We start from the raw sequence: 20,937 nt of genomic DNA on the forward strand, positions 1-20,937 counted from the left end.
AGTAATAGATTGTTTTTAGTAGATAAACCGGAATGATACGATAATACAGCAGAGTCATAATATGGTTATGATGTAATGGTTTATAATACTTATATCATTGAAGCTCGTAGAGAACGCCATGCCAACACATTATTCACTGACGCTGCTAGCTATGGGACTGATAGCAACTAATTCTGCTATAGCTGATATAGCAGAGTCAACTCAGACTTATGCAGCCATAAAAATAGCGACCATTAGCAACATGTATCAGCAAGACGTCAGCAATCAAGGCATGGATAATCCGGTCGTATTGCAACAGTATGCCGACCCAGATCTACAAGCCGCGATGCAGATTGAGCAAGACTATTTTGATAGAGAGAAAATATCTTGTCATGTTGATTATGATGTATTGTGGGATTCGCAAGATCCTGATTATGCCCAAGACAAACAGTTTTCAATGACTGACCAAGGATTGGTGCAAGTGAGTTTGGCACATGGCAGCAATGTTTATTATGAGTTGTCATGTAATGGTACCGATGACGATGCTGATTGCCGAGTGGCCGATGTGATTTTAGATGAAGATGGAAAGTCTTTACGCAAGCATTTACTAGAAACCTGTCGCTAGTAAATGTTGAGCATTATTTTCATTAATACCTAAATATAAAAAGCTATAAACCCTGAATAAAAATCACAGTGCCAATCATGAGAGCTTATAAATGGCACTGTATAAGACTATGAGCCTAACTTCTAAAGCGATTGGTTTGTTTTCGCATAATGTATATTATGTTAAATAAGTAGTGCCTGATAGCAAATTCATGGGGTTATGTTATGTATCATAAACAACTAGTTAGTTTAGTTAATAACCGTTTCAAATGTATTGCAATCATCACTATGATAAACCTTAACTAAATCTTCTTTATCGCTCATCGAAGCTTTAAAGCTAAACTGTTTGATGAGTTCGTTCTATGTGTCACCATCATACTGGCTACATTTGCAAGAATAGCCAATCAGCACTTTATCCAATTCCTCATTCCTAATCATCACCCAACAGAAAAATTCACTATCATTCAATTGTTAGTGTTCTAATCATCTGGCTCTTTGGTATGAATGCTCTTGCAATACGTTAGGCATATAAAGATATCACTACCTATAGATTATTAGCTTAGCTCAAAAATCATAAATCTTTTTGATATCTGTTACTTCATATCAATTCTAATAGCGCAGGTATGATCTTACAATGCTCCTACTTAGCCTGTCTGCAAGTCTGGTTTGGAACTACCTTATAGTGGCGAATATCATGACCAACTAAGCTGTAATACTTTTTGTTTTAAGTTATCAAAAACCCCTCACTATTCGTAATATAATTTCATCTAAAGCACTAATTTGACAACCGCCAAATTTGCACAGAACAGTACTATGCCCATAATTTTTATATTCTGTGCACGTACAGGAGCATGGGTTTTTTCAAAAATATGCTCAATCAAATGCTAGGCAAAGCATCCATCTTATATTAACTCCAATTATTTGACCAAAATAACCAGTAATAATAACCTACAGCTCAATAAACGCATAGCCTACTCCTCCTTCAGTAGTTATACTATAATCATCCCCAAGTGAAGTTTGGGGATGATTATACTTTAAAACCTTTCATTTAAAGGGTTTTGCAAAATAACTAATGAATAACAGTGTCCATGTTAGTGTCCAATAGCTATCTGTATTTCTCAGAAGACGCTTTTCAAGATTTATAAAACGTGCGCAAAGATTGCTCTAAATCTAAGTATAGAGTTAATAGATTAACATTCACAATTTACCTAGCTTATAAAACTGACGGATGTACATCATGACTGTCGATAATTTAAATGATATCAATAAACTTGAATGCCGAGATAAAGATTACTCGGTCAGTGTCTCAGGTATCGCGGGTTTAAGTATTCGTACTTATCCAAATGGTAAAAAGGAATACTACTTACGGTACGCTCATCCGCATATCGATGGTAAGCGCCCTAGAATGATGTTAGGTAAGGTCGAAGATGTCAGTCTATATGAAGCTAAGTATAAAGCAGAAACTATACTTAGCACGGTCGCACAAGGCTCCGACCCTAAAGCCATTCATAAAAAAGAACAAGTCAATAAGTATGCTCATCTAAAGAACGCCACATTTTCTGAAATCACACAAGCGTGGCGAGATCACAAAACGTCAAGTCGTCACCATAGTAAATCTAGAAAGCGCGCGTTTAGTGACTCAACCCTTAAATTTTGGGATTTATGTCTAGGATATATGTGTCGTGAGATTGGCGACTTAAGAATGAACGATATCACAAGCGAGATGATATTGAGTGTATGTGAGGCGATTCAAAACAATGAAAATCAAGCAACCTTCGTTGGTGCAAGCACTAGGCTTTATACCGAAAAAGTCTTCTCATTTGCTGTTGCAAGAGGATTATGCGATAGAAATGTAGCTATTGATACACGTGGCGAGCTCGCACCTGCCAGTTCAGGCAACCACTTACCAGCCATTACCAAGCCTGATCAGTTTGCTACCCTCCTGAACGATATGTCCCATTTCAAAGGTGCAAGTAAAACCACATTAGAAGCGATGAATTTACTACCGTATGTCTTTGTGCGTAGTATCGATTTGCGGTCTATGCGTTGGCAAGATATAGATTGGGATAATAAGCTATGGGAGTTTTCTCCTACTAAAGGCGAAGGTCGTGATGACATGGTATCTCATTTAGTTGTACCACTAGCCACTCAAGTAATTGAGCGCTTACGAAAAATACAAGCAATCACAGGTCACAAAGAACATGTATTTGCATCGATACGTGTCTCAAGCAATCCTTATATTAGCAAAGCAACACTAGTACAAATATTTCATAGGCTTGGCTACAAAGATGTGCAATGCGCTCATGGATTTCGAGCATCAGCTAAAACCTTACTTATGGAGCAACCTGAGTTGCGTTATTCAGATATCGTGACCGAGCTGCAATTAGGACATCGAATAAAGGATACGCATGGCGGCGCTTATAACCGATTAGATGAAATTGATACTCGAATACTGATGATGCAAGATTGGGCTGATTATATAGATAAGCTCCGGGGTTCAACGTAATACTTACTTTACGTTAATAATATACCTATTAGCATTCACAATGCACAATAAGCCCTTTGCATAGCATCTCATTCCCAGTCATCACATAACAACCAAAACACCCTAACATTCTATTGTTGGTAGCCTAGATATTGGAATTTCTGCAACCTCGCGCTTGTGATCAACGACCAATCTGACGGCTTCTAATCTCCGGTATCTTATCTGCATGAGCTCACTTCATGTACTGACAAACTCTATAGCCTCAGTTTAATTATCCAGTTTTACCAAACAGTCAGAATTAATATCAGCAATCGTTTTGGCACCAGTCAAGGTCATTGCGACGCGTATTTCTTTATCTAGCAGTTCTAACAAATTGCTTACCCCTGCACCGCCATCCGCTGCTAAAGCATAAATAAAAGCGCGCCCTAGCATGCAAATATCAGCGCCCAAAGCCAACATACGCACAATATCTAAGCCATTACGTATGCCAGAGTCGGCTAAAATTTTAATCTCTCCTTTAACCGCATCGGCAATAGGAGGCAGCGCCCGTGCACTGGATAAAACACCGTCCAGTTGTCGCCCACCATGATTGGATACGACTATGCCGTCTGCCCCAAAACGCACCGCATCTTTGGCATCTTCTGGGTCCAAAATACCTTTGATGACCATAGGCCCATCCCAGTACTCGCGAATCCAATCTAAATCTTTCCAAGAAATAGAGGGGTCAAAGTTATTACCTAGCCAGCCTATATAGTCTTCCAATCCTGTTGTCTTGCCTAAATAAGTAGAGATATTACCCAGATCGTGCGGACGGCCATTCAGTCCTACATCCCATGCCCATTGCGGATGCATCACAGACTGGAAGTAACGGCGCATAGCGGCATTTTTACCGCTCATACCAGAGTGCATATCTCGGTAGCGTGCCCCTGGTACCGGCATATCCACCGTGAAAACCAAGGTCGAACACCCCGCCGCTTTGGCACGCTCCAAGGCATTTTTCATAAAACCTCGGTCCTTTAATACGTAAAGCTGAAACCACATTGGACGGTTAATTTTAGGCACTACTTCCTCAATCGGACAAACCGAAACTGTCGACATGGTAAACGGAATGCCTTTTTGATCGGCTGCCATAGCGGCCTGCACTTCTCCGCGGCGGGCATACATACCTGTCAGACCTACGGGTGACAACGCGACAGGCATAGACAGAGTTTCATTAAATAACTGCGTCTCGAGACTAAGCTGTGACATATCATTCAGTACACGTTGTCTAAGGGCAATTTTTGATAAATCTTCAACATTATGTTTTAAGGTATATTCCTCATAAGCACCGCCATCTATATAATGAAATAGAAATGGTGGCAGTCGGCGCTTGGCAGCAGCCCTGTAGTCGTTTGGAGATGAAATAATCATACGCTTGCCCTTATTCTGTTAGATATCTATGTAATATTTTTGAATCTCTAATTATTTATTGATTAGTGCTAAACGATGGATGCAATTGGCTTGTTTTTGAAGCAGCAAGCTTAGCCCAAACTGCCTATTACAAACAGCACGAGCAGTTACGTTTGGTTTTTGACATTTTACCGATGCCGGGATTAAAGCTATTGGTTGGGTCTAGACTTTTATAGAAATTCTGCAAATCAGGCTCTGCTTCGTATAGATGACCGACATTATGCTCAGCAGGATATTTGGCTCCGCGTGCGCTCAATAGCTCTAACATCATCTTTTTAACAAGCTTGGCATCACTGCCCTTCTTTAATATATAGTCTTGATGAAACACATAACAAAAGAAATGTCCGTAATACAGCTTCTTTTCTAAGTGTTTTTCAATGTCTTCAGGCAAGCTTTCAAGCCACTCTAGCTCGTTACGTGGTATGGCAATATCCAGCGCTAATATCTCACCGACCTCTTTTTCATGTATAACTTCATAGCGTAATGCGGCACCGGCTGCGGCAAAACGATTTAAAAGCGCGCTTTCTGATTCTTCCTGACTACATTCAAAATAGTTACCCGTGTCCGACGCATCAAAAAACGTCTTCAGAAAATCTTGAGCCTCTGCTATACCTTCATCACTCATTTTTATGATGAGGTGATGCTCGTATTGATTACGGTACTCCATCATGCGCTTGGGCAAATGCTTTGGAAATAGAGTAGCGATAAACTGCATGACTTTGTCAGTGAAATGCTTTGGCATCCATGACCACTTATGAAATTTTGCATCCATAGCGCCTTTGATAGAGAACAGTCTAGGTAAAGCATTTGTACCGAGATGCTTGATACTCAAGAACGTGTCTTTACCGTATTTAGCGGAGACATCAAATATATCACGATGCATATACTCGCCCACTTCAGGGATATTGTCGAAGCGGGATAGTATCTGTCTTCTGAGCTGTGCAAGCTCACTCACACTGTTGGTGCCTATGTAGAAAGTTTGCTCTTTTGCCGCTATTGGATAAGTGTCAAGACGTACTGCAAATACGGCAAGCTTGCCAGCACAGCCGCTTGCTTCATACAGTCTGCGCTTGTCCGCATTAAAGCGACTGGGCGTGCTTGCATCAACATCTTTTACTCGGGCGATGTACTCTCTGTCAGATGCGAGCTTACCAGTGTCAGGTAATTCTCTTCTATCAAAATGACCGTTTTGCAAATTCGTTAATATTTCTTCAGGAGTATCACCCAACTTGACGTCTAGATGATTGACTAGCACCAGTTGACCGTGTTCATTTATTTGGGCAAACAATGCAAGCTCGGTGTAAGCAGGCCCTCTTTTAACCAGAGCTCCACCAGAGTTATTAGATATACCACCAATAATAGACGCACCTAACGTCGAGGAACCGATGACAGAGTGAGGCGCTCTATTGACAGCATTAAGCTGACTTTGCAACTGATGCAATGTCGCCCCAGACAAGCTAATCACTTGCTCGCCATCATTCACCAAATACAACTGGTTTATGGCAAGCGTATTAATCACCACAACGGGTCTATCGTAGTCATTACCGCTTGGTGTTGAGCCTTCAGTCAGGCCTGTTTTTGCCGCTTGCATAATGATAATACAGTCGCCTTCAACGCACACTTCTAAGCTACGCCAAATGTCCAGCAATGTTTGCGGAAACAAAACCGCTAAGGCACTGCCGCCACCAGAGCGCCACCCCATTCTATAGTGCTCATTTTTCTCTGGATCAGCCTGTACATTACTCGCGCCTAGCAAGTTGGTTAGTTTATCTAACACCTGATCAGGACTAAGCATGCCTTGAGAATCGTGATTTGACGAAGACATATGACGCTCCTTATCTTGTAATGGTGTGTCATTCATCATGCCAAGGGACCTTGAAAACCAAAAATGTAAATGGCGGCCATGACGATGATGCCACAGAACAACACATAGTATATGGTGGGTAAAATAGTACGCCTAAGTGTGGCGCCCTCCATACCAAGTAAACCCACCGTTGCTGATGCAGCCACCACGTTATGTATGGCAACCATATTACCGGCTGCGGCACCAACCGCTTGCGCCGCGATGATTAGAGAAGGTGAAATATGTAAGCTCATGGCGGCTTCATATTGAAATTGACTGAACATCATATTAGATACGGTATTAGAGCCGGCGATAAATGCACCTAAAGCACCAATGGTTGCACTAATCAATGGAAAAACATTACCAAAAGTACCTGAAAACAACTCTGCACTGGCGACTGGCATACTTGCCACATCTGATAAGTTTATGCCTGAATTAATAAAAATTCTAACCATTGGAATCGTAAATATAAGTACAAAACCTGCCCCTAACACAGTCTTACCTGATTCTTTAAAGGCACTGTTTAGGGCGCTGACGGGCTTTCTAGTTTGACAAGCGGCGGCAACCAAAGCACTAATTAGTAACAAGCCACCTGGTAAGTATAAAGGACTAAAACTGGCACTGATATCTGTCTCACCTAAAATCGAGGTTAGGTCTACTGCCACACTGTTAAGTAAAGACTGAAAGCCTGTAAATACTCTTGAAAACACCAGTAAAAGGGCCACCAGTAAATAAGGAAACCACGCCATAAGGGTGGACATTTTCTTATCACTCAAGGTCAGCGTAATATCTTCTTTACTGACCACTAACTTACCAAGCCATTCACTCGGCCAGTTTTTTTGCGGTTCAAAATCCCATGTGGTTTTTGGCACCAAAAACCCTCTTTTAGCAGCATTAACAACAATAGTAATACTGACCAAGCCACCGACCAGTGACGGAAACTCTGGCCCTAACAAAACACCAGTTATCATATAAGGGATTGTAAATGCCAAGCCTGCAAAAATTGCAAACGGCCAAATCGCAAAGCCTTCCCGCCAGCTTTTGTTTTTACCAAAGAAGCGAGTGAGCATCATCACCATAAAAAGTGGCATAAACGTACCAATGACACCGTGAATGATGGCGACTTGACTGGTAATCAGTTGTAAAAATTCGCCCCACTGTACTCCTTCTTGTGCCAGTTGAGCACTAATGGCAGCTTTATCTAACCCATCATTTACCCCTATCACAATAGGCGTACCGACCGCACCAAATGATACAGGTGTACTTTGTATCATCATTCCCATCAACACCGCACCCAGCGCCGGAAATCCTACTGCCACCAGCAAAGGCGCTGCAATAGCGGCAGCTGTACCAAAACCAGAGGCACCCTCAAGAAAGCAGCCAAAGCACCATGCAATAATAATGGCTTGCACACGCCTATCTGGCGACACATTGGTAAACCCAGCACGGATAACGGCGATTGCACCAGTGTGTTTCAATGTATTCAACAAAAAAATAGCACCAAAGACTATCCACAATACCGAAACCGTAATGACCAAACCCTGAATAATAGATGATGACACTCGGTTAAGCGTCATATCCCATATAAAAATGGCAAGCGCTGCGGTAACCACTAAAATGATAGGCATTGTTTTTTTAGCTGACCATTGCAAACCTATCAGAAAAATACCACAGAGAACGATTGGCAGTAATGCCAAAAGCCCATATATTGTTTGATTCAAAATTACATCCTTTTGATTGTGTGATCTTCCCTGAACCAAGTCATCGAAGCCTTTATTTTGACGAACCCATGATGACTAAGTTGTATTAAATATTCACAAATAGGGACTGCTTATTTACTAAAGCTGTCTTGTAGACAAAGCCGAGCACGACTTGCGACAGTTTATGTCCCAATGTCAAAAACGCCCTGGAATAGTCTACGCCTTGTTAATTCATTGATATATTGCATCAATGGACAATGTTATTTTCCTTTTTTGCTATAATCTAATCCGCATTACTACAATTGGAGAACAAGTGTGACCAAAGCTGACGACATGATTTTATTCGTCCAAGTTGTCGAAGAAGGGTCATTTTCTAGAGTCGCTGAAAAATTATCATTGACGAACTCGGTAGTGAGCAAGCGCATTGCGAGATTAGAAGAGAACTTAAATACACAACTGCTTTATAGAACCACTAGAAAGTTGAGCTTAACCGATGCAGGCAGGGCGCTTTATAACAAAGCTAAAATTGCTAAATCCGCCTTTCAAGAAGCTGAAAATGCTGTCACGGGTTACGGCGAAGATATGAAAGGCCATATACGTATAACCATGCCTGTGGTCTCTGCGAATTTCATATTTAGCGAATCTATTGCCGAATTCTGTAAACAACACCCTGAAGTATCAGTAGAGTTACAAATTACCAATCGATTGGTTGACTTGATAGAGGAAGGATTTGATTTGGCACTAAGGACCGCTGTGCTTGAAGATTCTTCACTCATTGCAAGGCGCCTTATAGATAGCCAGTGGATTATATGCGCGACTCCAGCCTATTTAAAGCAACATGGTACGCCTCAAACTCCTGAACAGTTACAGAATCATGAGTGCTTGGTTTATAAGTTTGATAATACGGCTAACAGTACATGGCCGCTATATATAGACGGCAAAGAGCAATTAATGTCTGTCCATGGTCGGTTTCATAGCAATCATCTGAGTGCAATTAAACAAGCCGCGCTTAGTGATTTAGGTATCGCTTTTTTACCACAAGTGTTGATCTATGAGGAGATACAGAAAAATACACTCACGCAGATTTTACAATGTTTTACCAGCAAGAAGCTGGGGCTATATGCGGTTTATCCTAAGGCCAGACAACCGGATCAAAAGTTAAAACTGCTCGTTGCACATTTACGAGACTCATTACATCAAAAACAGGCTTACTACTGCTAAGTCATAAGCCTGTTTTTGATGTGTATAAAAAAACTAATAAAGCGGTCTTAAAATTAAAGAAATGGTGAAGAATTTTTTATAGATAAATTAGATTTTTAATCATATTCGAAGTTCATGAACTTAGTCACTGAATGCCTGTTTAAATACAGTCTATATGATAATGCTATAGGCTTACTATTATAAGAAATGGCATTGATTTTGAAAAATGTAAAAACCTTTTACGCTATCCAATAATTAGCGTAAAAGGTTTTCTGATATTATTTTTAATAATCCACAGTGTAGCTCAAGCCGTAAGTTGTACCCGAGGCAGGCAAACGATTCAAATCGCCATAGGTTGTTTGATGATAGACCGTTAGATAGTCCTTATTGAGTAAGTTATAAATCCCATAGTCTACTCGACCTACCGGCATTTTGACTTGTCCTAATACATCAAGTGTCATATAACCTGTGACTGGCAATGCGCTAGAATCAGGGTCTTTTTGTTGATCCTTAAAGGCTTTATCATCACCGCCAATTGCCAATGCTTGTAGACGTATATTACTGCCTTCATCGAAGTTGTATTGTGCAAATGCGGTGCCTTTAAGTGGTGTCAAGCGTACGGCATCCAGCTCCAACCAATCACCATCTTTATCATACTGGCCACGAGTATAGGCGACACTGCCACCCACTTGCCATTGATCATCAATATCATGGCTGAGCGAGCCTTCTACGCCGTAGACGCGCTCATCGGTATCGACGACTTCTACCGTATAGTCATTGGTAAAGCGTACCGTTTTATCTGATTCATTGTAAAAACCGCTCAATCGTGCAGCAGTACTGCCATGCTTACCTTGCCAGCCCAACTCGTAATTGTCGATCGCAATAGGCTGTACGTTGTCTGAGTTGACGACAAAGCCTGCTCGTACATCACGTAGCGCACGCTGAATGTCAGCAGTGGTAAAGCCTTGTGAAAAATTGGCAAATACTTGGTCATTTGGGGTTAATTGATAGCTGGTACCGATATTAAATAGGGTTTTATCGTGGTCTGTATGGCCCTTTTCCACTTGACCAGCCTGATAGTCAATGCCATAAGCATCACTGACACCGTTGATGAGAGGATCATTAAAATACTCTTCGAGCAATTGCTCATAAATGGGCGTGAAAGTAGCCGTTTCTGCTTTGAGTTTTTGATAGCGCACGCCAGCACTGGTATGCCATTTATCAGTGATATCTATATCCGCATTGACAAAAGCGCCCCATTTATCAATGGTGGTATCTGGTCCACCATTATAGCTAAGACCATTTGGCTGAGCACTTAGACCGTTACTGGTTTTAAATTTATCTAAGTCTTGACCTTCATAAGTTTGCTCGCTTTTTTCGCGTTCAAAATCAGCCCCATAGCTAAACAGCGTTTTTTTACCACCAATTTCACTATCTGTTTGCATGGCGGCGCGTAGACCCATCACCTCAATGTCAGCTTCTGATTGAGTGACGACGACTGCCCCGCCCAGTAATTCTTTTAGCGTACTCTCATCGGTAAGGCCATTAGCCACCCAGACTTCGCCCGCTTGTGCAGGGAAAACTTTACCAGAAGGATAAAAACGGCCTTTTTCGTCTCGATAGTACCCTGTGACGCTCAAATTTGAGCCCGCAATATCATCATTATTATAGTTAAGGTTCACTGATGTTTTGGTGGTATAAGGCTCGTTTGCTACGTCAGCACCATCAATCGCTTTTAAAGATGGTGGTAATTTTTTCGGTTTTAATAATACTTGTAAATTTTTACCATAATCTGGACCGTAGTCCGTATCCTGCTCATCTTTGTAGTAAGTCACTGCCAAATCGAGACGCTGACTGTCAGTGAGCTCTATACCCAAGCTACCGTTAATACTTAGCGACTCAGTATCTTGTTGGTCAGTTTGGTTAACGTCTGGGCTGATGCGATTATCATGACTATCGAACTTGCCGCCTTTCGTTTTATAATCCACATCTAGGCGACCATAAACTCGCTCACCGCCATAGCCTAATGTCTGCCCCACATGATAACCCACTGAATCTGAGTCAAAATTACGACTGCTACTGACGCCGACTCTGGTTTGCCTGATAGAGCCATACCCCACCATAGATTTTGTGACGAGATTAATCAGACCACCAGCCGCGCCAGCCCCATAAATACTGGTCGCACCAGAGAGCACCTCTACCCGCTCAAGCTGCGAAGGGTCGATACTGTTTAGCTCGCGTGACAGGCTGCGTGAGCCACTCAATGGCACACCATTCAGCAAAAACTGCACGGGACGGCCATGCATGGTCGTGCCGTAGTTACTGGTTGAGCCACTACTTGCCCCCAAACTTGGAATCAGCTGAGCCAATATATCTCCAGTAGTACGATTGCCTGTCGCCTGCATCTGCAGCTCATTTTCGGTAATTACCTGCGTGACGGCAGGCATCTCACTAATTTTTTGTGCCAAAGCCGTTCCTGTCCTTGCTTTAGCAGTGACCGTAATGGTATCTAAAGTCACGTTTGGTAACTCACTTGAGGCGGCGTTGACAGCTAAGTCTTCTGAAAGCATCGTATTTGAAGCGATGTCCATAGCACTGACATTGTTTTGTGCATATAGTTGCTGGCTGATACAAAAGGTAAGAAAGGATAGAGCAACTTGATGGTGGCGTTTCATATTCACTTCACTTAATTGGAGGATCAAAGAGTGGTAAAAGTTATATTTAGCTAATAATGCTGTGTGTACTAACTTTGTGAACAATATTGTAAATGATAATCATTGTTGTTTCTATAATTATTTACAATATCGAAAACCCTTATTGCTCCCAAAAAATACTGCTCCAGCGTCACTCAAGATTCGATATCTAAGCGGTATCCATAATTCAATTAATAGCTCTCTATATGGCTCAACACTGATATATTATTCATATCACCCAAGCGCCTGAACAAGGCTTCTTAGAGCATATGATGGCCTTGGTACGATAGAAGATGCCAAACGTACCAGAACGCCAAATGAGATTGAACTGACTATATTGCCGTCCTCTCAAAAGGCAAACTCATTGCTATTTTTATTTCAGTGGCTTTGTTAGTTTGCTTAATTTCGACAACGATTGGCGTAGTAGTCATGAGCTGGATGCTCAAGCTAAGGTGATTGTGATCTTGGGACGAGCGGTGGAAGCTGCTGGCGACGTCGATGTACTATGGATTTAGAACAACAATTACCAGAAGTGGCTCGCCGTGGTAGTACGCTACTGCTCATTTCATTAATATTAGACCAATACGGTCTTATGAATTTGCCGGCAAGAGAGATAAATACTGGGTGTTCAGTAGGTGTCACTTTCGTTCTGCTAGGCATGATCATGGAGCTGTGGCTCACTCCTTCATTTTAAGTGCCATAAAAAGCACTCCAATAGGCACCGCTAAATCTACTTTTCATCTTAAGAATTAATCGGGTGCGTTAATATGATGTGTTTAAATATAATTCAGTAAGCCTATAACAAGCTTTCAATGAGCACCATTCTATTTATGCTTTAGGTAACAACTTGCCAGTAGAATAACGAGTAATTATTGATATCGCTAAGTCTACGTCTCATCTACTTTTTGAGCCTTGAACTCACAGAAGAGTGAATTATATGCTAATAAATTTCCTATTTGGGTGCGGCAAATCTTTAGCACTATAATTCACTAATCTATAATGATATTACAAACACGCCTTAACTCAAATCAAAAATCCATTGTGGCTGACAGCATAAATGTACGCGGCTCACCCAAGCCAAGACTGGTATAATGCGGCTTTGCCCAATAAGCTTTATTAGTTACGTTAGCAACACTCGTTCTTAATGTCAGCGGCTTTTTATCAATAGAGGTGGCATAACGTGCACCTAAATCATATACAGTGCGACCTGGTAATGACAGTGAGTTGCCTGCGTCAAGATATTGCTTAGATATCGAGTTTGCATTAGCTGTCAATGTCAAGTCTTGAATAAAAGGTAGATCCCATTCAACACCAAGCTTAGACTGCCATTGTGGGACACCTGTAGCTCTATTACCCTCATTAACGCCACCAAGCGTCTTGGTTAGCTTCGCATCAATATATGAAACCCCACCCATTAGGCGTATATCTTCAATGGGTGAGCCAAAAAACCCCCATTCAACACCTCGGTTACGCTGTTCGCCAGCATAAGAAAAGATATTACTAACAGGGTCTAAATAGCTATTAGGTTTCTCTATTTCATAAACACTTAGGGTATGTGAGAACTCACCAAGATCAAGCTTTACGCCAACTTCTTTTTGTTGCGTCTTATAAGGGGCAAACATTTCACCAGCATTTTCTGCATCTATCGGTGCAGTAGAACCTTGGCTCAAACCTTCTATATAGTTAGCATACAAAGAAACTTGATCGTTTACTTTACTTAGTAGCGCTATTGATGGCGTAGTCGCACTTTCGTTGTAATCCTTTGCTGATGCCAGCATACCTGCTTGTTTACTTTCTACCTGTTGATGTCGCAGTCCTAAAGTCAGCTGATATTTATCCTCAGCAAAAGACAGTGTGTCTGCAAGACCATAGCTGGTCAAATTCGTTTTTGTGTTCAGTAGCGCAGGAGAATTGAAGGGAATATTACGCGACTCCCATACTGGTTTATATATGTTCGTGACCCAGTCTTCAGCTAATAAACCCCTTCTAGCACTTAAATCATAATCTTCCTGATAGTCAACGATGTTAAATGCCAATTGATGATTAACTCGTCCTGTTTGGAATTTACTTTTTAACCCTATCTCAGCAGACTGTCTTTCGACTTCATCATCAACTTCTCCAAGGTTAGTCCGATAATCTCCTGCGGCATTGATAATCTGCGCGACAGAGGCACTCTGCGACTTAAATTTTGTTTTACTATTTCCGCCCGCACCATAAATCATTAAATCGTCAGTCACATCATATTCACCACGTATCATTAGCCCCTTATCTTCACTATCATTAAATGCCCAGCTTGGGTTCAGTAGCGTCTCTGGTTTGGGCGGCTTAGGAATCGACAATCCTGGTGCTAGGGTGAGACCGCGAGTCGGTCCATCGACACGATCTTTACTATGATAAAGATCTGTCGATAATCGAGCACGCTCTCCTTTCCAGTCCAGTGCAACAGAAGCCAGTTGCGCTTGTTTTTTTTGATCATTTACTGCACTATCACCCTCTCTATAAGCACCATTAATCCGAACACCAAACTGCTTGTCTTCACCAAAACGACGTCCTACATCCACATGCCCACCAAGTTGTGAGTCTGATAAATATCTTGCCGTCACTCGCGTCAACGGCTCATCGCCTGCTCGTTTAGGCACTAGGTTGACTGCACCGCCTACTGAGCCTTTGGGCGGCATACCATTCAATAAAGCTGAGGGCCCTTTGAGTACTTCGATACGCTCAAACATCTCAGGTGAGCTACGATAATAAGGTGCCATACCGAATAGCCCGTCTACCGTAACATCACCAACGTCTGAAGAGAATCCACGGATAGAATAACTTTCAAGATTCTGGCCACCAACCCCACTGCTAAAGACGGCAGGATCAGTAGCAGCGATGACAGCCGTAATATCGGTGGCTTGCTGATCTTCAATAAATTTATCGGTATAGCTGATGGCACTAAACGGCGTCTCTAAAAAATCCTTATTTCCCAAGAATCCAGCGTGATTGGTATAGGTCACCTGCCCACCTGAGTAGATAGGATTGTCGTTGCGTTCTGCCACTACTGTTATCGCAGGCAAGGTCACTGTAGGAACGTTGTTATCCTCCTCTAACGGTGGGTTTTGCGCTCCATTGCCAGACTCAGTGGTTTGCTCACTATGTGTCACATTACTATTTGTCTGTGCATACGCTGATGGCATACAGATGAATACCGTCCCAGCGACTAGGCTCAAAGACATGGCAAGTCTTGCTGATACGATATAATTGAGCGCGAAAGAAGGTTTGGTCAGTGTCGCCCGCTGTTTGACCCTATTTTTATGATCTAAGTGTTGAAGTTGGTGCATGGAAACGTCCTCTTGTTTTGATGGAAAATAATAATGCGAATAAAAACACAAATGATAATCATTAACAATTTAGGATAAAAAGAGCCCTCTCTTTCTCACTTAATTATTCACTAGAGCGTGTCCTAGTCCTACGTTAAAAAACATCGTTCGTCTTAGAAGGTTCCTAGAGTGTCTCTAGGACGTTGGCTGATAGCCTTTGAGGACATCGTCCATTATGATGTTTAATGAGGTTGGGCTAGCGGCTGCTATATACCACGCATCTGCATCAACAAAAACAACACGACCATTTTTCCATGCTGTTGTTTGACGAAGTAAAGGGTTGCTCACATCATCAGGATTGATAATAGCGCGATGCTCCATGACAGCGGTACGGTCTACAATATAAAGAATGTCTGGATCTGCCTGCTGTATAAACTCACTAGAAATCGGCTGTCCATGTAGGCTGGTCTCTACAATCGTACTCGCAGGCTTGACACCCAAGTCATTAAAGATAAAACCATAGCGTGATTGCAGCCCAAAATTGCTAAAAGCCCCATTATTGTGTAAGACAACCAGTGCTTTTTCTGAGCGGTTTTTTGTGAAGTCCTGAACCTCTTTGACTCTTGCATCTAACTGCGTGGCTTTTTGTTCTGCCAATGCCTCTTTATCAAAAATACGACCTAGAGTTAATAAGTGGCTTTTAACACTGGCTATATGCTGCTGACTGTTATTAAAATTCACATCGAAATGCAGAGTCGGTGCAATCTCTGACAGCTCTTGATAGTTAGCGGCGTGAAGCGGGGTCATTAAAATCAGATCAGGATGTAGCGCATGGATACGTTCCATATTTGGCTGAACAATAGCGCCCAAGTCCTCTACTGCGGCATCCGCTTTGTACTGCGAAAGAAAGTGCGGAATATAGTCTTTGACCATTCCTGCAATCGGAACATCGAGCTGATCCAAAAAATCAGCTTCATTCATATCCAGTACCGCGACGCGTTGCGGTCGAGTATTGATGACAGTAGTACCAAGCTCATGCTTGATCGTGATGGGCGTCTCAAGTTTTTGTGACGCGTGTGCTGGCTCATTTGTCAGCTCAGTAGATTTTTTTTCGCATCCTTGTAATGATACGGCGGCCGACATGACCAGTATCCAAACCCAATCTCTCTTACTCAAATTCATACTGCATCCCCTGATAAATTGAAGTAGTTGCACAGGCAACCACGTTCACTACGAATGATCTCAAAATCAAGATCGTATAACTCACTTAAATTGGTTTCTGTCACGACCTGCTCGGACAGTCCGCTAAAGCTAAGCGTGCCATTTTTTAAAGCCACAATATGGTCAGAATAGTTGGCTGCAAAATTGATATCATGAATCACCAAAATCACCGTGCGCCCCCGCTCATCACATAGACGGCGTAAGGCTTGCATGATTTGCACTGCATGCTTCATGTCAAGATTGTTTAGTGGCTCATCCAATAACAACACATCTGTCTGTTGCGCGATGGTCATCGCCAAAAAAGCCATTTGCCGCTGTCCACCACTTAATTCATCCAGATAAGAATGACGTAGAGGCTCTAATGCCAAAAAATCAATGGCCTCATCAATGATGCGTCGATCTTCTGTGGTTAGCGCACCACGGCTATACGGAAAGCGTCCAAAGGAGATCAGCTCCTCCACGGTTAATCGTAGATTAAACCCTGGAGACTGCCGCAGTGTCGCAACATGATGCGCGTATTCAGAAGTACCAATCTCACGGATGTTGCGATCATTGAATGATATCTCACCGCTACTTGTTTCCAATAGCCTTGCCATCATCATCAACAAGGTGGATTTTCCAGCACCATTAGGACCAATTAAAGAGGTAACACTGCCAGCCTGAAATTCTAGGCTGATATCTGATAGCACAGATTTTTTGCCATAGTTTTTATGGACATGGTTGATGGTAATCATGTGAACCCTCTAGTACGGACGGTCAGCGCAAGAAAATAGATGCCACCCACAAGGTTGACGAGAATACTGACACTGGTTTTATAATTAAAGACATGCTCAACAAATATTTGAGCGACTAAAAATATGGCGATAGTAATGGCACAAGCGATGGGTAAGGTGACTTTGTGTTGGTTACTCCCTGCAAGCGCATAAGCGATGTTGGCAATGAACACACCCATAAATACCGTAGGACCAATCAAGCTCGTTGACACAGCCACCAAAATGGCAATTAAAGCCAGATATAACTTAACATATCTAGGATGGTTTACACCAAGAGACAGCGACTGCTCACGGCCAAGCGCCATCACATCTAAGACAGGCAGTGTCTTACGACTAACCCATAGTACGGTGGCTACCGCAAGCGCTCCATAAAACAGAGTCTCTGGCTGAGATCGATTAAACGAGGTGTAGCTTAACCCCTGAAAAACCGAAAACTCGCCAGGGCTAATACGCAGCTGAATAAACTGCGTAACCGTACCGATGACCATCGTCAACACCAAGCCAAATAACAACAAGGTATAGACATCATTTTTACATCGAGGGAAAAGCCAGTGATGAAGTGCCCAAGAATATGCCAGCATCAATACGATTGATACGATAAAATTACCACTGACACCTAGCAGCATCAGTCCATTTGTACCCATCACAAAGAGCAGCAGCACTTGCCACAATAAATAAACAGCCTCATAGCCCATGATAGAAGGCGCCAAAATACGATTGCCAACAATAGTTTGAAAGATTATAGATGAAAAAGCTAAGCATATACTACCGAGAACAATAGTCGCTAGACGCATCAAACGCTTAGGAATTAAGTAATCAAAATCTAAATCAGAGCCTATCAATAAGAAGATAAGCGCCAGCAATATAATCAGTATCACGGTCGCCCAAACCTTTGCCGCAGCACTCATCTCACCCCCTTCATGATTAACACAAGGAATATTACACCGCCTACCCCGCCTGCGGTAAGGCCAATGGGAACCTCAAAAGGATAAATGACGAGCCGCCCAAAAATATCACAAATCAGCAGCAAACAAGCACCGCCTAAGGCGACTACTGGCAGTGTCCGCGACAGGTTTTCCCCGTACTTTAGAGCGACTAGATTTGGAATAACCAGCCCCACAAAAGGTATGGCGCCGATGGTGATGACTGAAGCGGCCACCGTTACTGAGACTAGCATAAGCCCTAAGGCAGCTGTCGCCGCATAGCCGAGTCCTAGACTGGCGGCCATGTCCTCGCCCATACCCAGTACCGTAAAGCGATGGGCATAAATATAGGCTAATACAATGATGGGCAAAATAATATAAATCAGCTCGTAATGACCTTGTATAACCCTTGAAAAATCTCCCAATAACCACCCTTGCATACTTTGTAAAATATTATGGCGATACGCATAAAACTCCGCAATTGATCTCAGCACACTGCCATACATCAACCCAAGAACAGGAATAAGCACAGCGCTCTTAAACTTAATACGACTGATAATGAGAATAAAAAGTAAGCTTGCGGCAAAGCAAAAAACCAGCGCAAAGATCATTTTACTACTCGTACTGGCATTAGGAAGCATGGTGAGCGAGACCAAAATGCCAAGTTTGGCAGCATCCAAACCCCCTGAAGTTGCGGGCTCAACAAACTTGTTACGGACGATGTGCTGTAAAATCACGCCGCTAACAGACAAACCCACTCCTGTCAGTACCAGCGCAATCAGCCGTGGTATACGGCTCGCCGTTAAGGTCAACCATGCATCGTTGGAGAAATTAAAGAGAGCTATAAGTGAGGTCTGTTTTGAGCCCAGCATAAGAGAAACGGCACAGAGTAAAATGAGTAACAAAGATAGTGAGCGCATTATTGAAGTTCTTCTTACTTATTACGAATGACTTTTTACTACGCTGAAACATACCACCAACAGTCTATAAAACTCATTGCTAGGATTTTTCATTAAAGCATAAATGAGAATCAATCATACTATGCTTGTTTGAATAGGTAAGTTGAATATAAGGTGAAATTGGGAAGTTATACCGTGAATAAGGGAACTTATTCGGAACGATACCTCAGCATTTACCAAGGTTTAAAGATTGAATTAACTCAGGCGCAACATAGGTTTGGCATAAATAAGTCGTATATCAGCAATGCTTATTTAGCTGATTTCAGAAGATTGTGGCAGCTTGACATCTATTGGTTGGCTAGATAAGTTGTGTGGGTGTAACGCCATAAAATTTGGCAAAAGCTTTACTGAAATTGCTAGGATCACGATAGCCAACATACCATGCAGTCTCTTGGACGCTTTTATATTCATCTAGCAACAAACGCATTGCTTCCTGCATACGCAGTTCACGGATAAAGCTGCCGATTGTTTTACCCGTTTGTTGTTTGAACTTTTGCTTGAGATAGCATTCGTTTATACCCACTCGTTGAGCCAACAAGGAAATTGTTAATTTATTACTGTACTCTTGGCGAATAATATCAACGGCCTGATCAATTTGGCTTTTTTGGTTTGCTAATCGGCCTGATATATCTTGAATGCCTAAAATATCTTGGCAAAGCAGCAATGCTTGACTCTCCAAAGCTAATCGATCACTCAAAGTACAGCAAGGTAAAGAGAGGATATAAGCTGCACGAGCAAGTAGACGCGGCTGGTTGGATAAGCTGACTTGAACCATTTCAGGATCTTGATTATTAGAAGGTAATAGCCATGTTGGAACAGCGAAGCTTTCTGCCCAGCGCGACAACAATGTTTGATTAAAATCGATTGTTACGATATGGCTATTTATAGGGGAATTCTGCAAATATTCAGTATCAACTATAGAGTTGATATCACCAAAATCTCCTGATCGTCGCCAAATTTGCTGCGAATGAATACTTGTATCAGTCCGTAAATTACTAGCATGTAAGGTATAGTTCGCATCTACAATTAAATGCATCCCTACATCACAAGAAAATGGTGCGGCGGGTTCCACCAAAGATTGGCTGCTAGCAATGCTGTTTCGACCGAGCACGATACCATTATGCAAGCTCAGTAAGTCACCATAACCAGAGCTGCCATCATAAGTTGGACGTTTAATCAAATAGTCAGAATCAGGATGATCGAAAGACCAGTATTCGGTCTGATAGTGGTCGTAAAATGCATGTAAGTTTGCCATATAAATACAATCAAGATGTTTTGGTATGTGTGTTTATGTTATATCCAGCTAAAAATAGCTTTACACGTATAAATAGCCAGTTCTCCAGTCTCGAAGCAATAATAGCATTATTAGTAATAAACAATCATCTTAATGTTAATGATTATCAATTAAATATAATTCAATGGTATTCGCATACCAAAAAGGAGTAAGCATGAGTCTGCTGATAGTGAATATAAAAAAAGAGCTTGATGATATTGAACAGTTTTGGAAGCCTACTGATATTGCTCAGTTTAATCAATTAACCGTAAAACTGGCTAAATTGAAAGGTGAATATGAATGGCATAATCACGAATATGAAGATAAGTTATTTCACGTATTGTCAGGACAGCTATTTATTATATTAGAAGACAAAACCGTAGAGGTGAACGCTGGTGAAGTTGTCGTTATTCCTAAGAACAGTAACCATAAACCTTATGCGCCTACGGAAACGAGTGTAATGTTTTTTGAACCTTTATGAATATATAGCCGGTACAATATAATTCAGATACAAGGAAGGCGAGCGAAAGT

The 20,937-nt window shown here is 41.9% G+C and carries 14 protein-coding genes; 4 read left to right on the forward strand and 10 right to left on the reverse strand.

What is annotated here, in order from left to right; translation table 11 throughout:
• Positions 1-118 precede the first annotated feature (118 nt).
• Positions 119-604, forward strand: a complete 486-nt coding sequence (locus B2575_RS01530; RefSeq protein WP_296239925.1) for a hypothetical protein — start codon at positions 119-121, stop codon at positions 602-604.
• Between the two features lie 1,215 nt (positions 605-1,819).
• Positions 1,820-3,088 (forward strand): tyrosine-type recombinase/integrase, encoded by a 1,269-nt coding sequence (locus tag B2575_RS01535; RefSeq protein ID WP_198329930.1) that lies wholly within the window; start codon positions 1,820-1,822, stop codon positions 3,086-3,088.
• A gap of 246 nt (positions 3,089-3,334) precedes the next feature.
• Here the strand turns inward: B2575_RS01535 and lldD are convergent, their stop codons facing one another.
• The 3 genes from lldD to B2575_RS01550 form a co-directional block, all read right to left on the reverse strand.
• Positions 3,335-4,477: an FMN-dependent L-lactate dehydrogenase LldD gene (gene lldD, locus B2575_RS01540; RefSeq protein ID WP_193836978.1), complete on the reverse strand. Its 1,143-nt coding sequence runs from the start codon at positions 4,475-4,477 to the stop codon at positions 3,335-3,337.
• A 127-nt stretch (positions 4,478-4,604) separates the two neighbouring features.
• Positions 4,605-6,341: a D-lactate dehydrogenase gene (gene dld, locus B2575_RS01545; protein ID WP_296239926.1), complete on the reverse strand. Its 1,737-nt coding sequence runs from the start codon at positions 6,339-6,341 to the stop codon at positions 4,605-4,607.
• A 35-nt stretch (positions 6,342-6,376) separates the two neighbouring features.
• Entirely contained in the window at positions 6,377-8,080 is a 1,704-nt protein-coding gene (locus B2575_RS01550; RefSeq protein ID WP_296239927.1) for an L-lactate permease, read from the reverse strand.
• A 294-nt stretch (positions 8,081-8,374) separates the two neighbouring features.
• Between B2575_RS01550 and B2575_RS01555 the strand changes: the two genes are divergently transcribed.
• Positions 8,375-9,280, forward strand: a complete 906-nt coding sequence (locus B2575_RS01555) for a LysR family transcriptional regulator (RefSeq protein ID WP_290190067.1) — start codon at positions 8,375-8,377, stop codon at positions 9,278-9,280.
• A gap of 263 nt (positions 9,281-9,543) precedes the next feature.
• Here the strand turns inward: B2575_RS01555 and B2575_RS01560 are convergent, their stop codons facing one another.
• The 7 genes from B2575_RS01560 to B2575_RS01590 form a co-directional block, all read right to left on the reverse strand.
• The gene (locus B2575_RS01560) at positions 9,544-11,934 is read right to left on the reverse strand and encodes a TonB-dependent receptor (protein WP_296239928.1); all 2,391 of its coding nucleotides are present in this window, start codon (positions 11,932-11,934) and stop codon (positions 9,544-9,546) included.
• Positions 11,935-12,980: 1,046 nt separating this feature from the next.
• Positions 12,981-15,278, reverse strand: a complete 2,298-nt coding sequence (locus B2575_RS01565) for a TonB-dependent receptor (RefSeq protein WP_198329933.1) — start codon at positions 15,276-15,278, stop codon at positions 12,981-12,983.
• Between the two features lie 174 nt (positions 15,279-15,452).
• Complete coding sequence (locus B2575_RS01570) at positions 15,453-16,439, reverse strand: siderophore ABC transporter substrate-binding protein (RefSeq protein WP_198329934.1); 987 nt, start codon at positions 16,437-16,439, stop codon at positions 15,453-15,455.
• On the reverse strand, positions 16,436-17,212 hold the full coding sequence (locus tag B2575_RS01575; RefSeq protein ID WP_198329935.1) for an ABC transporter ATP-binding protein: 777 nt from the start codon (positions 17,210-17,212) through the stop codon (positions 16,436-16,438). The genes B2575_RS01570 and B2575_RS01575 overlap by 4 nt, the downstream gene beginning before the upstream one ends.
• On the reverse strand, positions 17,209-18,159 hold the full coding sequence (locus B2575_RS01580) for an iron chelate uptake ABC transporter family permease subunit (protein WP_198329936.1): 951 nt from the start codon (positions 18,157-18,159) through the stop codon (positions 17,209-17,211). The genes B2575_RS01575 and B2575_RS01580 overlap by 4 nt, the downstream gene beginning before the upstream one ends.
• A complete protein-coding gene (locus tag B2575_RS01585) occupies positions 18,156-19,094 on the reverse strand; it encodes an ABC transporter permease (protein ID WP_198329937.1) in 939 nt (312 codons plus the stop codon). The genes B2575_RS01580 and B2575_RS01585 overlap by 4 nt, the downstream gene beginning before the upstream one ends.
• Before the next feature lie 337 nt (positions 19,095-19,431).
• Entirely contained in the window at positions 19,432-20,388 is a 957-nt protein-coding gene (locus B2575_RS01590; RefSeq protein ID WP_060491129.1) for a helix-turn-helix domain-containing protein, read from the reverse strand.
• Between the two features lie 193 nt (positions 20,389-20,581).
• On the opposite strand from B2575_RS01590, the gene B2575_RS01595 reads away from it, so the two are divergent.
• Positions 20,582-20,887, forward strand: coding sequence for a cupin domain-containing protein (locus B2575_RS01595; protein ID WP_201540808.1), 306 nt, complete (start codon positions 20,582-20,584; stop codon positions 20,885-20,887).
• Positions 20,888-20,937: the final 50 nt, after the last annotated feature.

This window comes from Psychrobacter sp. UBA6739 (genome assembly GCF_002453835.1).
Classification (GTDB): Bacteria; Pseudomonadota; Gammaproteobacteria; order Pseudomonadales; family Moraxellaceae; genus Psychrobacter; species Psychrobacter immobilis_A.